Annotated in this window: 10 protein-coding genes; 7 read left to right on the top strand and 3 right to left on the bottom strand. The window is 45.3% G+C overall.

Translation table 11 applies throughout. The features are described 5' to 3' along the window. The first annotated feature begins 23 nt into the window (after positions 1-23). Positions 24-1,550 carry a leucyl aminopeptidase gene (locus BS617_RS15195; RefSeq protein ID WP_075173827.1) on the top strand — a complete coding sequence of 509 codons (1,527 nt, stop codon included), beginning with the start codon at positions 24-26 and terminating at the stop codon, positions 1,548-1,550. Between the two features lie 93 nt (positions 1,551-1,643). Then, complete coding sequence (locus tag BS617_RS15190; RefSeq protein WP_075173826.1) at positions 1,644-2,084, top strand: DNA polymerase III subunit chi; 441 nt, start codon at positions 1,644-1,646, stop codon at positions 2,082-2,084. A gap of 27 nt (positions 2,085-2,111) precedes the next feature. Here the strand turns inward: BS617_RS15190 and BS617_RS15185 are convergent, their stop codons facing one another. Next, the gene (locus BS617_RS15185; RefSeq protein WP_075173825.1) at positions 2,112-3,071 is read right to left on the bottom strand and encodes a DUF6635 family protein; all 960 of its coding nucleotides are present in this window, start codon (positions 3,069-3,071) and stop codon (positions 2,112-2,114) included. Positions 3,072-3,234: 163 nt separating this feature from the next. On the opposite strand from BS617_RS15185, the gene BS617_RS15180 reads away from it, so the two are divergent. After that, the gene (locus BS617_RS15180) at positions 3,235-3,957 is read left to right on the top strand and encodes a YebC/PmpR family DNA-binding transcriptional regulator (RefSeq protein ID WP_075173824.1); all 723 of its coding nucleotides are present in this window, start codon (positions 3,235-3,237) and stop codon (positions 3,955-3,957) included. Positions 3,958-4,217: 260 nt separating this feature from the next. Further along, positions 4,218-7,073: a valine--tRNA ligase gene (locus tag BS617_RS15175; RefSeq protein WP_075173823.1), complete on the top strand. Its 2,856-nt coding sequence runs from the start codon at positions 4,218-4,220 to the stop codon at positions 7,071-7,073. A gap of 87 nt (positions 7,074-7,160) precedes the next feature. On the opposite strand, the gene BS617_RS15170 is transcribed toward BS617_RS15175, so the two are convergent. After that, positions 7,161-8,123, bottom strand: a complete 963-nt coding sequence (locus BS617_RS15170) for a sulfotransferase family protein (protein WP_075173822.1) — start codon at positions 8,121-8,123, stop codon at positions 7,161-7,163. A gap of 191 nt (positions 8,124-8,314) precedes the next feature. Between BS617_RS15170 and BS617_RS15165 the strand changes: the two genes are divergently transcribed. Further along, positions 8,315-9,127 carry an SDR family oxidoreductase gene (locus BS617_RS15165; RefSeq protein WP_249263630.1) on the top strand — a complete coding sequence of 271 codons (813 nt, stop codon included), beginning with the start codon at positions 8,315-8,317 and terminating at the stop codon, positions 9,125-9,127. Here the strand turns inward: BS617_RS15165 and BS617_RS15160 are convergent. Next, on the bottom strand, positions 9,124-10,953 hold the full coding sequence (locus BS617_RS15160) for a sensor domain-containing diguanylate cyclase (RefSeq protein WP_075173820.1): 1,830 nt from the start codon (positions 10,951-10,953) through the stop codon (positions 9,124-9,126). The genes BS617_RS15165 and BS617_RS15160 overlap by 4 nt on opposite strands. Positions 10,954-11,443: 490 nt before the next feature. Between BS617_RS15160 and BS617_RS15155 the strand changes: the two genes are divergently transcribed. Beyond that, positions 11,444-12,148: a P-loop NTPase family protein gene (locus BS617_RS15155; RefSeq protein ID WP_075173819.1), complete on the top strand. Its 705-nt coding sequence runs from the start codon at positions 11,444-11,446 to the stop codon at positions 12,146-12,148. A 205-nt stretch (positions 12,149-12,353) separates the two neighbouring features. Further along, on the top strand, positions 12,354-13,688 hold the full coding sequence (locus tag BS617_RS15150) for a DEAD/DEAH box helicase (RefSeq protein WP_075173818.1): 1,335 nt from the start codon (positions 12,354-12,356) through the stop codon (positions 13,686-13,688). The last annotated feature ends 317 nt before the right edge of the window (positions 13,689-14,005 follow it).

Here is a 14,005-nt window from a genome sequence, read left to right as displayed (position 1 = left end):
GTAAAGTCTTGTTTGGAGCGATCATGGATTTTGAAATTGTTAACGGTTCAGTAGTCTCACTAGAAACCGAATGTTTAGTTATTGGTATCGAAGCGGATGCACAGCTATCTCCTTCAGCAGCGGCAGTCGATCAAGCCTCTCATGGTTTTATTAGCGCACTCACAGCGGCAGGCGACATTAAAGGAAAAACAGCAGAAACATTGTTACTGCAAAAAATTGATGGTGTAACGGCTAAGCGCATCTTACTAGTAGGTTTAGGTAAAGCGGACGAGCGTCACGACCGCAACCAAAAGAAAATCATCAAAGCCATTTTAGCCACGGTGAAAAGCCTTAGCTTAACAGGCATTACAGTAGCGCTAGACGGGCTCATTTCAGAGCAAGATGACACCTACCGCCAGGTGCGCCAAATTGCTCAAGTTGCTACCGCTGAGCTATACCAATACGACCAAACCAAAAGCAAAAAAGCCGACCCTTATGTCATTGCACGTTTTGAAATTCACCTAGCAGACGATGTTACTGAAGAAGGCGAAGGTGCATTAGTTGACGCCACTGCTATTGCAAACGGGATGAATGTTGCCCGCGACTTAGGCAACTTACCGGGTAATGTATGTACGCCTTCATACTTAGCACAACAGGCCATTGAGCTCGCTAACCAATACGACTCTGTCACCTGCGAAATTCTAGACGAAGACGCGATGGAACAGCTCGGCATGGGATCATTGCTATCGGTAGGCCGTGGCAGCGTAGAACCTTCACGCTTAATTGTTGTGAAATACAACGGTGGCGACGCGGATATGCAACCCCATGTTTTGGTGGGTAAAGGCATTACCTTCGATACCGGCGGTATTTCGCTCAAACCTGGCGCCAAGATGGATGAAATGAAGTTCGATATGTGTGGTGCTGCATCCGTCATGGGAACCATGAATGCGGTCGCTGAAATGGAGTTGCCAATCAACATTATTGGTGTCATCGCATCGGCTGAAAACATGCCAAGCAGTAATGCAACCAAGCCGGGTGATATTGTCACCTCTATGTCAGGCCAGACTATTGAGATCCTCAATACTGATGCCGAAGGTCGTTTAGTATTGTGTGATGCACTGAGCTATGTCGAGCGTTTCAACCCTAAAACAGTGGTTGATATCGCTACACTCACCGGCGCTTGCATCGTGGCCTTAGGTAATGTTGCTTCAGGGTTATTAACCAATGATGACGAACTCGCTGCCGAGCTAACCTTAGCGGGCGATTATGCGGATGATCGTACATGGCGCTTACCTTTGTGGGATGACTACCAAGAACAACTGGATAGCAATTTTGCAGACATCGCCAACATAGGTACTGGCGGTGCAGGTACGATTACGGCAGCCTGTTTCTTATCTCGCTTCACTAAAGCGTATCGCTGGGCACATTTAGACATCGCCGGTATCGCGTGGAACAGTGGCGGCAAAGAAAAAGGCGCGACCGGCCGTTGCGTTCCTTTGCTAAGCCAATACCTGCTTAACCAAGCGGCTGAAGAAGTAGCCGACGATGATGAGCACGATCACGCGCACTAATCATCAATAATTTTAACGGTTCCTACCGCGTCTAAAGCGTCAGGAACCGTTACTATTCCTATTTCCAGTAAAACCGATTTTACAGAGACAACCATGGCGCAAGCTGACTTTTATATTTTACCAGCTGCTGATGAAGAGAGCCGCTATCGTTTTTTAGGTAAACTCGCGACTCGCGCTATTGGCGCAGGGCACCAACTGTATGTTTTAACGGACTCCCGACAGCAAGCCGAGATCATTAGCGAACGCTTATGGCATGCAGGGCCAGAGACATTTTTACCTAGCCATTTAGCCAACACCCCAACAGCAAGCCAAGCACCCATTTGCTTAGGCTGGGATACCGCTCATTTCCCACAAAAGCCAGACCTGTTGGTAAACCTATCTTCCCACTACCCCTCGCAAACCAAACAATTTAAGCGCGTCACAGAAATAGTTATTCAACAAGACAATATTTTAGAACAAACTCGCCAGCGCTATAAAAGTTACCAACAAGATGGTATCAAACCCAATATGCATGACATGAGAAACCGATCTTAACCAGACATCGCCGCCGTGTTTACACGCCTACAGCAGGCTCGACTTAATCATGTCAAAGCTGTCCATTAAGCGAGCAACAAACTGATCTTTAGGTCTAAAGCTCCCCTGAGTCTCGTTCAGCAAATCGTGTTTCAAATCATCCAGCATCTTTACCAAACGGCGTTGGTGCAAACCGGTAACGGCCTGTACCGGATCAATAATCACACCCGATAGCGCAGCAAACGCCGCTAAAATTGCCATCACTATGGCCATCACTGCGGCTGTGAGTGCCAGTGAAGGTTCTGGTGGAAAAATTGAAAAATAGACAGTGCCCAGTGTCTCGCCAAAAATGAAATCACGAGCAGCAACGGCTTTACTGACTAATGAAGCCACGATAAAGGCAATCCCCATTCCTCCAGGCGTAAATTTCTGAAATGTAAACGCACCCAACAAAGTACAAGACAAACTATTGGTAATATCGGCGGAGGCGGTTCGTGTTACTTGATATTGATCCAACGCCTCACTAATGAGCGGCTCAAGTGTCCGATTTAATTGCTGATCAGTCAGCCCGTTAGGCGACTGGGCATTATATAGGGCGCGTAACTCTTCCAATATATAGTCGTCTAGTTGGCGTGATTGCCCATCACCGCCTAACAAGTCCTGCTTAATCAAGTTCGCTATATGGATCTGCACCTGAGTCGTCAACCCGCTAGGCGTGCGAGCCAACTGTTTAACACACCAAACGGCAACACGCTGGTTAGGAAACGCCCTCTTCAGTAAAAAACGAATTAAGCACACTAAAGCATAGATAGGTGCCCAAAATAAATTAAGTGGAGCCCGCAACAAATCCCAACCCCACGCCACCTTATTCGTTGCAATCGCACCCGGCCACCCAAAATGCTGACGAATAAAAGACGGAATCCGAGCATGGCATTGTGCAAAATAGCTATCAACACCTCGTTGAATAGCGGCTTCGATGGCCTGTTTTTGCTCCACCTGTGTATCCATTTAGCGCGAAACCTTAAAAAAATTAAGAAAAACGATCATAACTCATCAATTTTACATGTTTATAACTTCCCAGCTCTAACTTGCATGGGTAAAATTTCGCCCCTACTGTCTTATAAGATTGTCAGTTTATAAGAGTTTACACACTATTTATCGGAGCACACCTATGGGCAGGGCCTATCAGAACCGCAAAGAGTCGATGGCAAAAACATCAGACATGAAAGCTAAGATTTATAGCCGTTACGGTCGTGAGATCTATATGTCGGCCAAAACTGGCGGTTCAGACCCTACCGGAAACTTATCGCTTCGATCACTCATTGAACGTGCTAAAAAAGACCAAGTGCCAAGCCACGTTATCGACAAGGCGCTCGCTAAAGCCCAAGGCGGTGCAGGAGAAGATTTCTCTCCAGCGCGCTACGAGGGTTATGGCCCCGGTAACTGCATGGTGATTATCGATTGCTTAACCGATAACCCAAACCGCACCTTTGGAGACGTTCGTAACTGCTTTACGAAAAGCAAAGCCAAAATTGGTACCCAAGGGTCAGTCGCACACATGTTCGACCACGACGCTATTTTCGTGTTCAATGGTGACGACGACGAAGTCGTGCTAGAAGCCCTGATGGAAGCGGATGTCGATGTTACTGATGTTGAAGTTGAAGACGGCAAAGTAAGCGTTTTCACTCCTAACACAGAGTTTTTCGCTACAAAAACAGCGTTAGAAGAAGCCTTCCCCGATATTGATTTCGATGTAGCCGAAATTCAATTCATTCCCAAAGTGTCCACCACCTTGGATAACGAAGACGATATCGCAATGTTCGAAAAGTTTATGGGCATGTTAAACGAGCTGGATGATGTTCAGAACGTTTACCACAACGTAGAAGGCCAATAAGCCGATTCCCTCACCTCAGAGGGAGCTAAACCGCTCCCTCTTTTGTTATCCCCTGAGTTTCCCAACTTTATCCTCACCAATCTGGCGCCATCCCTTCTGTGAACAGGCCTGTGCAGGTATAATCTGCGGTCTAATTTAACAAACATGCACAAGCAGACAGACTAACGGGCTTTATTTACCGTTGTTGCACGTTTTTATCATCTGCTTAACTGCGCTTATAGATATTGATGCGACCCGCTCGCTAAGAGATTACAGCCACCATGGAAAAGACTTACCAGCCGCACGAGATCGAGAAATCCTGGTACAAAATCTGGGAAGACAGCAACTACTTTACACCCAGTGGTAAAGGCGATAGTTACTGCGTCATGATCCCGCCGCCTAATGTTACGGGCAGCCTTCATATGGGTCATGCATTCCAGCACACCATTATGGACTCTTTAGTGCGCTACCAGCGTATGAAAGGTAAGAACACACTGTGGCAAGTAGGTACAGACCACGCGGGTATCGCCACACAAATGGTGGTAGAGCGAAAACTAGCAGGCACCACTGGAGAAACACGTCACGATTTAGGCCGTGAGAACTTCATCGAAAAAATTTGGGAATGGAAAGAAGAATCGGGTGGCACAATTACCAGCCAAATGCGTCGCTTAGGTAACTCAGTAGACTGGGCCAACGAACGCTTCACTATGGACACTGGCTTCTACAATGCGGTGCAAGAAGTCTTCATTCAACTGTTCGATGAAGGGTTAATTTACCGTGGCAAACGCCTCGTTAATTGGGATCCAAAGCTACACACTGCTATTTCTGATCTCGAAGTAGAGAACAAAGAAGTCAAAGGTAAGATGTGGTATCTGCGCTACCCTCTCGCGGATGGCGAAACAACAGCCGCTGGCGACAACTACATTGTGGTTGGTACAACCCGCCCAGAAACAATGTTGGGTGATACAGCCGTTGCTGTTAACCCAAATGACGAGCGTTACACAAACTTAGTCGGCAAATTTGTCGAACTACCACTCGTTGGGCGCCGTATTCCAATTATTGCCGACGAATACGCAAACATGGAAAAAGGCACAGGTTGTGTAAAAATCACACCGGCTCATGATTTTAATGACTACGAGGTTGGTAAACGCAACCAACTTCCAATGATCAATGTACTGACTCTTAGCGCTGATATAAGAGATGAAGGCCAAACCTTTAGCTTTGATGGCCGAGTAACTGATGCCATTGACGGCACCATTCCCAAAAAATACCGAGGCATGGAGCGCTTTGCAGCACGTAAAGCCATTGTTGCAGATTTTGAAGCAGCCGGTTTGTTAGTCAAAATCGATGAAAATGACATGACTGTACCTTATGGTGACCGTGGTGGCGTTGTTATTGAACCCATGCTAACCGATCAATGGTTTGCCGATGCCAAAACATTAGCCAAGCCAGCTGTCGAAGCGGTTGAGAATGGTGATATTCAGTTTGTACCTAAGCAGTACGAAAATATGTATTTCGCTTGGATGCGCGACATCCAAGATTGGTGCATCTCTCGTCAATTATGGTGGGGGCACCGTATTCCTGCCTTTTACGATAACCAAGGTAATGTATACGTTGCGAACAGCGCCGAAGCGGCCCGTGAAAAATACAACTTACCTGCTGATACCGAGTTAAGCCAAGACAACGATGTACTAGATACCTGGTTTAGCTCTGCGTTGTGGACATTTGGTACGCTAGGTTGGCCAGAAAACACCGAGCGTTTAAAAACATTCCACCCAACCGATACCTTAGTCACTGGCTTCGATATTATCTTCTTCTGGGTTGCTCGCATGATCATGATGACCATGCACTTTATGAAAGACGAAGATGGCAAACCACAAGTGCCGTTCAAGACGGTCTATGTTACCGGCCTTATCCGTGATGATCAGGGCGATAAAATGTCCAAGTCTAAAGGTAACGTTCTTGATCCTTTAGACATGATCGACGGTATCGACCTGCCTACGTTATTAGAAAAACGAACGGGCAATATGATGCAGCCACAATTGGCTGAGAAAATTGGTAAGCGTACCGAAAAAGAATTCCCGGAAGGTATCTCTGCGCATGGTACAGACGCACTGCGCTTTACCTTGTCAGCGATGGCAACCACTGGGCGTGATATCAACTGGGATATGAAACGTTTAGAGGGCTACCGTAACTTCTGTAATAAGATTTGGAATGCCGCCCGTTACGTATTGATGAACACGCAAGGTGAGGATTGTGGTGTCAATGGTGAGGCCGTCGAGCTGTCATTGGCTGACCGCTGGATTGCAAGCCGTCTACAAGTGCTAGAAGCTGATGTTACTCGCTATTTTGATGAGTACCGTTTTGATCTAGCATCATCCGCACTTTATGACTTTATTTGGAACGAATACTGCGACTGGTACCTCGAGCTATCCAAGCCTGTTTTATGGGATGAAAACGCCAACATTGAAGCAAAACGAGGCACACGTCGTACCTTGGTACGTGTTCTTGAAGTCGTTTTGCGTTTGGCCCACCCCATCATGCCTTACATTACCGAAGAGATTTGGCAGCAAGTGAAGGGGCTAACGGGTAAGGAAGGCGACACCATTATGCTTCAGCCTTATCCAGTAGCCGACCTAAGCAAGCGGGATGAACAAGCCGAGTCTGATATTGACTGGTTAAAAGGCGTCATCGTGGGTATCCGTAATATCCGTGGCGAAATGAATATTTCACCGGCTAAAGACCTGGATATCCTCATCAGTAATGGCAGCGCTGAAGACCAACGCCGCCTAGAAGAGAATCGTACGTTTTTAACAAAACTGGCGAAATTAAGCTCTATCACTTGGTTAAATGCCGGTGACGAAGCGCCTATGTCAGCAACTCAGTTAGTCGGCGAAATGGAAGTGCTAGTCCCAATGGCCGGATTAATCGACAAAGACGCAGAACTTGCCCGCCTTAAGAAAGAGATGGAAAAGCTCGGAAAAGACGTGGCCCGAGTGGAAGGTAAGCTAAACAATGCCAAATTTATGGCAAATGCGCCCGAAGCAGTTGTTGCGAAAGAGCAGGAGAAAATTGCGGATGCTAAATCAGCACTCGACAAATTAACCGAGCAATACAGCAAAATTGAAGCGCTCTAAAGCTACCCGTTAACGCTCCCTAAAAAAACCGGCAACTGCCGGTTTTTTTATACCTATATTTTTTTATACCTATAATGGCTCAAAGCACTAAGCTTTGATTTTGCCATAATCGACCATTTGATAGCCTTTGGTCTTTTGAAAATCCTTATCAAGCAGCATAACCGTGTCACCGGCTTTAAGGCTATGCTCTGCTTCAACATGCTCAGCTTTAAACTGCTCCCAATGCGCTGAAACGTAATGATGCAAACGCGTATCAAAATGATGCTTTTCAGCAAGCTGCTGACGTAACTTATCATCTATCACATCAACAATTTTCTTCTTCGTTATATTGAAGCTGGTATATGCCACGGGCGGCCAGCCATAAAGGCTTACTAGTACATTGAGGACTTCGTCTGTTTTTTCAGATGGCCCATACAGATTGAAGTGCGATTCTAAATTCTGGATTGCTTGCTGATACATCGCTTCATCACATGGCCCCGACATCGATGAGGCTCCAGCAATCATTCTTACTTGAGGGTTATCCACCATACGTAAAGCAAACTCGGTAAAATCATCATCTTTCTCAATAGCACCGGTTTGGTAAAGGTAATTAAATGTGGATAACTCTCTAGCAATGGGCTCACGCACAACGGTGAAATAATTATATTGGCCGCCCAAAATAGAGTGCACACCAAACGGAAAATGCCCACTAATAAGGTCGGCATCTACAAAATAACGATCAGGACGATCTTGGACATTACTCCACGCACCTTGCCAACCTGGAATAATAGCAATTGGCGGGCGATAACCTTGAATAACCGCTCGCGAATACGCCGACTTTGCTTCTATCATCTCGGCTTCCAGTATAGCGATGACAGTGCTGCCTGCTGTTTTAGGAATATGAAGAAATATAGAAGGGTTTTCACGTTTTTCAGGGGGGATACCTTTCAGCGTGCATCCAGGTAAAAAAACTAGCTTATCATCAGAGAACTGCAGTTCTGAATGGCGGCCCGCCAATGCCGTAATATTTAATTTATCGGCAATATAATTACGTAATTTCCATATCAACATGTTGACATCCATGATGGCTTATTTTGGTTATGGGGAGTTAGGGGCCATAGTACAGCTTATTAAATGAAGTCACTATGAACCGTAGCAATACATTATGCCTTGTCACCCAGCCAAGCTAACAAATTGCGTGCGCAACGCAAAAATTCGATTAGCTTTATGATTGAATCAAACTGACTCGTATAACAGAATACATGAATAAATACAGAGCAGAGGTTTTTATGGACTTAGGTTTATCCGGTAAAAAAGCACTTATTTTTGGCGCCAGCACTGGCTTAGGCCGCGCCATAGCCATTGAGTTTGCGATGGAAGGTGCACAGGTTACTCTATGCAGCCGCAGCGAAGACAAACTTGCGTCATTAGCTGAATCCTTAAGTGAATTAGGTTGTAGTGCTAACTATTTAGTAGTCGATTTATCCTCCAAAAAAGCTAGAGAAAAGCTAGTAGCTAACTTAAAAAGCGCTCAAGATGGGTATGATATTCTCATCAACAACGGTGGAGGGCCTCCGCCTTCAACCACCAGCGAAACAACCACTGAGCAATGGCTCTCATCTTTTAATACCATGCTGTTGTCGACCTTTGAAATTACCCAGGCGGTATTACCTCATATGCGCAAAAATCAGTGGGGTCGTGTTATCAACGTGGTGTCGAACGGTGTTATCCAACCTATACCCAACTTAAGTATTTCTAATACATTACGCGCAAGCGTAATTGGTTGGGCCAAAACACTATCCAATGAAGAAGCAGCCAACGGTATAACCGTCAATTCTATTCTGCCTGGGCGTATTGATACTGACCGGCTCAAAGTATTAGACGCTAACAAAGCGGCCCGCACAGGAGCCTCTGTGGAGTCAGTAACGCAGGCATCACTTAAAACCATTCCTGCAGGCCGCTACGGCAAGCCTGATGAATTTGCTGCCGCCGCCGTATTCCTTGCCAGTGACCGCGCCGGCTATATTACGGGCAGCATGATGCGTGTAGATGGCGGCTTAATTAAGAGCGTCTAATTCAAATCAAGTGTAAAGCTCTCTTCGGGTTGGCTGGGTGGTTCCCACTCAACCCGGTTTCGGCCATTTTTCTTAGCGCGGTACAGCAACTTATCCGCCTTGCTAAGCAAGTGATCCTCATTCAAATCTGCACAGGGGATTACACTTACAACCCCAATACTTACTGTCATCATGATTTCGGCGCCCGCATAAAAAATCTTAGCTTCGCGAAAACGTCCTACAATCAGCTCAGCGATACATACGGCTCCATCCAATGCCGTATTAGGTAACAAAACCACAAACTCCTCTCCGCCATATCGTGCAACTGTATCTTGTGGTCGCCGGACACAACTTAAAATATGTTTAGCGGCCTCGATCAAACAGGCATCTCCAAACTGATGACCATAGGTATCGTTGATATGTTTAAAATGATCTATATCTAATAAGAGTAACGAGATGGGTTCTTTTTCTCGATGGCATTGCCTAAAAGCAAGCCTATATAACTCATCAAAATAACGTCTATTTCCCAGTTTAGTTAATGGATCTGTGGTGCTGAGTAACTTAAGTTTTTCATTCACCTGCTCCAGCTCATAAGTTCGAGCTTGTACTAAATGATCTAAATCCTCATTCGCTTTTTGCTTAGCATCTAATAACGCTTTATGAACCAACGCAAGCTCGGCTCTATTCATATTAATACGTTGAGACAGAGCAAAGGCGTGCAACATGGCCATAAAACTAACACCAATAGACAAGGCATTTTCAGTAAAAAAATTGCTAGGCAGCGCGCCCACTTTTACAAAAACAGTCACCCCTAAACCAATGGACGCAAAAAAAACTGACATCAGCATGTATTTAGCGGGAGGATAACCATCAAGAAAACGAACGATATACACCATAAAATTAATGACGATTGAGCAAAGAACAGCCGCTAGCAACAGTTTTAAAGCAAACACGTAAGGCAGAAAAGACGCGATACAAGCTATGAATAAACCCGCAAAGCCAAAACACCTCATCGTAAAGCCTAAGGTTGGTCTTGAGGTTTTAACAGCCAGTACTTCAAATGCAAACATGCAAGGGAAGTAAATACTTAGGCCCATACACATAATTAAGAAAGTATCGGAAACACGTGGGCTCATAGGCCAAAAAAAGACTCCGGGTATGCCATTCAAACAGGCATAGACCCCCAATAAGCTTAAGTAGAACAGCGAGTAGTTAAGGTAAGCTCTTTCTTTAATCGATATAAATAAAAAGAAGTGATAGACACTAATGGTCAATAGCAGCCCGAAAAAAAGGCCATATAACAAGCTACTTAAATGATCAGACTCGACAAACGATTGACTATCCCAAATAGCTAAGGGGATTTGCATAGCGCCTTTAGATTGAACACGAACATACAATTCGATCTGTTCTGTAGGGTTTACATAAAAAGGAATTAGGTGCTGAGTGTGACGGACAGGTCGTTGACCAACCGGAATCGTATCCCCTGTAAAAAGGGACTCAACACCCGTTTCGCTAACAAAGTAAACCTGTATATCATCTAAAAAAGGGTTATCAACCTGAAGGTAGAGTAGTCGATGCTTATCTAATGGGTTAACTACTTTTGTTTTTATCCAAAACGCGGATGTAGTAAACCCAAAACTTAAGCCATTGCTTCCTGAGACCTTCCAAAGATCCTCTTGCAACATCTCGTCATAAGTTCGTTGAGCGGTTTTATCTTCAAAATACTGGCCGCCAATGCCAAGCTGCTGATGCTTAAAGTCTTCATCCAACACCACATCCGCAAACGCGGGAAATACTGCACTCAAAACCAAGCAAAGTGTGATGAAAACATGACCCCATTTATTCATATAGTTAGGGAATCTCTACTGACTTTCTAAAAAAGTGATTATTAATTGGAGCGTTACAGTTATTGTAGACCCCGATGCCGGTTTTTGCTTATGGCCTTCCCCACATAGATAAAACAAGTCTTAATGAGTGACGACCGTGAATGTTCGGATCTATTAGCAATACTTCAGGAAACACTAGACTCCCAACACGCCAATATTTGCGTTTCTCTTTTTGCTATTAAAAACCTACACCAAAGGCATTTAACACAACAACGCAAAAACGCTCTGGATTATCTTTTACACTATTCCAGCGACTTAACTTATTTTCTTAAAAATTGGATAGCTCTACGCCACGGTGAGTAGGTTAGCTAGCATTTAGCCTTCTATTTGGTCTAACCAACACAGCTTTCATTTGAAATCCCTATACGGTCAGTTTACTGTCATAATCTGTCGGTATACTTTTGGAACAACAAAGGATTGCGTGCAATCCACAGAAAGGATTTATAGTCAGATGAGCATTATTCATTTAGTGGGTGGCGAAAAAGGCGGCGTGGGTAAATCGGTCGTTTCACGCTTGTTGTCACAATATTTTTTAGATCAATCTCTCCCTTTTACGGCATTGGATGCTGATCAGTCTCACAGCACGCTGACGCGCTCTTACAGTGACTACACAAATGCGGTAAATCTTGATCAGTTCGAAAGTGCTGATCAGATCATGGAAAAAGCTATCGAAAACGACCAACAAGTTTTGATCGACCTACCCGCTCAAAGCGAACGCTTCCTTGAGCGCTGGATGGAAGAAAATGGCGTATTAGAAATGTGCGACGAAACGGGCGTAACCCTCGTTTTTTGGTACGTTGTTGATGATGGGCGTGATTCAACGTTACTGTTAGACCAGTTCCTAACTAAATACCAAAACCGCATGACATGTATTGTGGTTAAAAACCAAGGGAGAGGTTCAGACTTCAGCCACCTCGACCAATTGGCCGGGGCTAGTTACGACAACGTAATGATGATCGACTTGCCAGCACTGCACTCGCCTACCATGCGTAAAATAGACAAACAGAGTTTTAGTTTTTGGGCCGCGGCCCACGTAAAAGAGGGTGAGGGACACCTCGGTATGATGGAACGCCAGCGTGTACGTGTTTGGCAAAACAAAGCCTATTCAGCATTCAAGCATGTGTTTGATCAACTTCCCGACACCTATGTAGAATAATTCCCTTATCGACAAAGCGGCTATGAATGCCGCTTTGTATTCCTCCCTGCTCTCCTATAGAATGGCCACACTTTCTGCTCGCCATCTTATACCCCTAGGCTTAAAACCTTAGCCTGGCGATCGATTTATTTTGCTGCTCTCCCAGTTCCTACTGCGGTAATGGGCGGCTATGCCCTCCATGACAACACTGTGAGAACACACAACTATGAGTTTTGATTCCCTTGGACTTTCTGCACCTATATTACAAGCCGTTGCAGAACAAGGATATAACACGCCATCCCCGATCCAAGCACAAGCGATACCAGCCGTTCTAAACGGAAAAGACGTGATGGCTGCAGCGCAAACAGGGACAGGCAAAACAGCAGGCTTCACCCTGCCCGTTCTAGAGCTATTAAGCCGAGGCACCAAAGCGGCACCCAACCATATTCGCGCCTTAGTACTCACGCCGACCCGCGAACTCGCTGCTCAAGTCGGTGAAAACGTTGCAAAATACGGAAAACACCTACCCCTGAGGTCTCAAATCGTCTTCGGCGGTGTTGGCATCAACCCTCAAATGATGCAATTGCGTAAAGGCTGCGACATTTTAATCGCAACGCCTGGTCGCCTAATCGACTTGTACAATCAAAAAGCGGTTAAATTCAACCAGCTGGAAATATTGGTACTGGATGAAGCCGACCGCATGCTAGACATGGGTTTTATTCATGATATACGCCGTATCATGACCTTATTACCCAAACAGCGTCAAAACCTACTATTTTCAGCCACATTTTCTGAAGATATTCGCGCTCTGGCTAAAGGCATTATCAACGACCCTATTGAAATATCCGTCACACCACGAAATGCAACGGCGGCTTCTGTCGAGCAGTGCATACATCCAGTCGACAAACCCGACAAATCTCAATTACTTGCCCACTTAATTAAGCAAAATCAGTGGTCTCAGGTACTCGTTTTTAGCCGAACCAAACATGGTGCAGATCGATTAGCACGTTTTCTTATTAAGAAAAGCATCCCTTCTGCAGCGATTCATGGCAACAAAAGCCAAGGCGCCCGAACACGTGCATTATCAGATTTCAAAGATGGCCGAGTTCAGGTACTGGTCGCCACAGATATCGCCGCTCGCGGAATCGACATCGACCAATTGCCGCAAGTAGTCAACTTTGATTTGCCCAATGTATCCGAAGACTACGTACACCGCATTGGTCGCACAGGCCGCGCTGGTGCTGTTGGTAAAGCCGTATCGTTAGTCTCTGCCGAAGAGTTTAAGTTACTTTCTGATATTGAACGGCTGACGCAAAAGATTATCCCGCGTGAGATTATTAAAGGGTTTGAGCCTGACGAAAGATTGCCTGAATCTCGTCTGCGCCCGCCGGCAGGTGCCAAAAAACCTAAGAAGCCTAAAGATCCATCAAAAAACACATCGTCTCCCAATCAAGGGAACCGAGCACAGGCCCAAAACGGCAACTCAAACAAACCGGCGCAAGGCGATAGAAAGCGTCGTTTTAGGAAACCACGCACAAGTACGACAGCTGCTAAATCGTAAGGCCTGACGTATTTCTGAGAACATCACGTGAACCACTTCCGTGGTTACCACCGGTAACCACGGATTCTCCTTTTGTTGAATTCTCAAATAAGTGTATTCCCTCACTTCCTAAGCCCCCCACCCTTCCTCTGAGATGATTCAATTCTTGTTCTTTTATAGGGCTTAGCTATAGTTACACTATATATGGCGCTCAACCCTTTAGCTCTATACATAAAGATCTAGTCTACCCATACAAAAGTATACTAGCAGATAGAACAATTAAAAAAGCTGATCTTTACCTTCAATTAAACGACTGTGTATTTTCAGCATATTATAAA

The sequence above is a fragment of the Neptunomonas phycophila genome, assembly GCF_001922575.1.
GTDB lineage: Bacteria > Pseudomonadota > Gammaproteobacteria > Pseudomonadales > Balneatricaceae > Neptunomonas > Neptunomonas phycophila.
The sequence above is the reverse complement of the archived record's forward strand: the minus strand, read 5'-3'. Positions and strand labels throughout refer to the sequence as shown.

Bases quoted from the DNA above. Each gene is read 5' to 3' on its own strand.
- BS617_RS15170 (WP_075173822.1), bottom strand. From the start codon at position 8,123: ATGTTGATATGGAAATTACGTAATTATATTGCCGATAAATTAAATATT.
- BS617_RS15160 (WP_075173820.1), bottom strand. From the start codon at position 10,953: ATGAATAAATGGGGTCATGTTTTCATCACACTTTGCTTGGTTTTGAGT.
- BS617_RS15175 (WP_075173823.1), top strand. From the start codon at position 4,218: ATGGAAAAGACTTACCAGCCGCACGAGATCGAGAAATCCTGGTACAAA.
- BS617_RS15165 (WP_249263630.1), top strand. From the start codon at position 8,315: ATGAATAAATACAGAGCAGAGGTTTTTATGGACTTAGGTTTATCCGGT.
- BS617_RS15185 (WP_075173825.1), bottom strand. From the start codon at position 3,071: ATGGATACACAGGTGGAGCAAAAACAGGCCATCGAAGCCGCTATTCAA.
- BS617_RS15155 (WP_075173819.1), top strand. From the start codon at position 11,444: ATGAGCATTATTCATTTAGTGGGTGGCGAAAAAGGCGGCGTGGGTAAA.
- BS617_RS15180 (WP_075173824.1), top strand. From the start codon at position 3,235: ATGGGCAGGGCCTATCAGAACCGCAAAGAGTCGATGGCAAAAACATCA.
- BS617_RS15195 (WP_075173827.1), top strand. From the start codon at position 24: ATGGATTTTGAAATTGTTAACGGTTCAGTAGTCTCACTAGAAACCGAA.
- BS617_RS15150 (WP_075173818.1), top strand. From the start codon at position 12,354: ATGAGTTTTGATTCCCTTGGACTTTCTGCACCTATATTACAAGCCGTT.
- BS617_RS15190 (WP_075173826.1), top strand. From the start codon at position 1,644: ATGGCGCAAGCTGACTTTTATATTTTACCAGCTGCTGATGAAGAGAGC.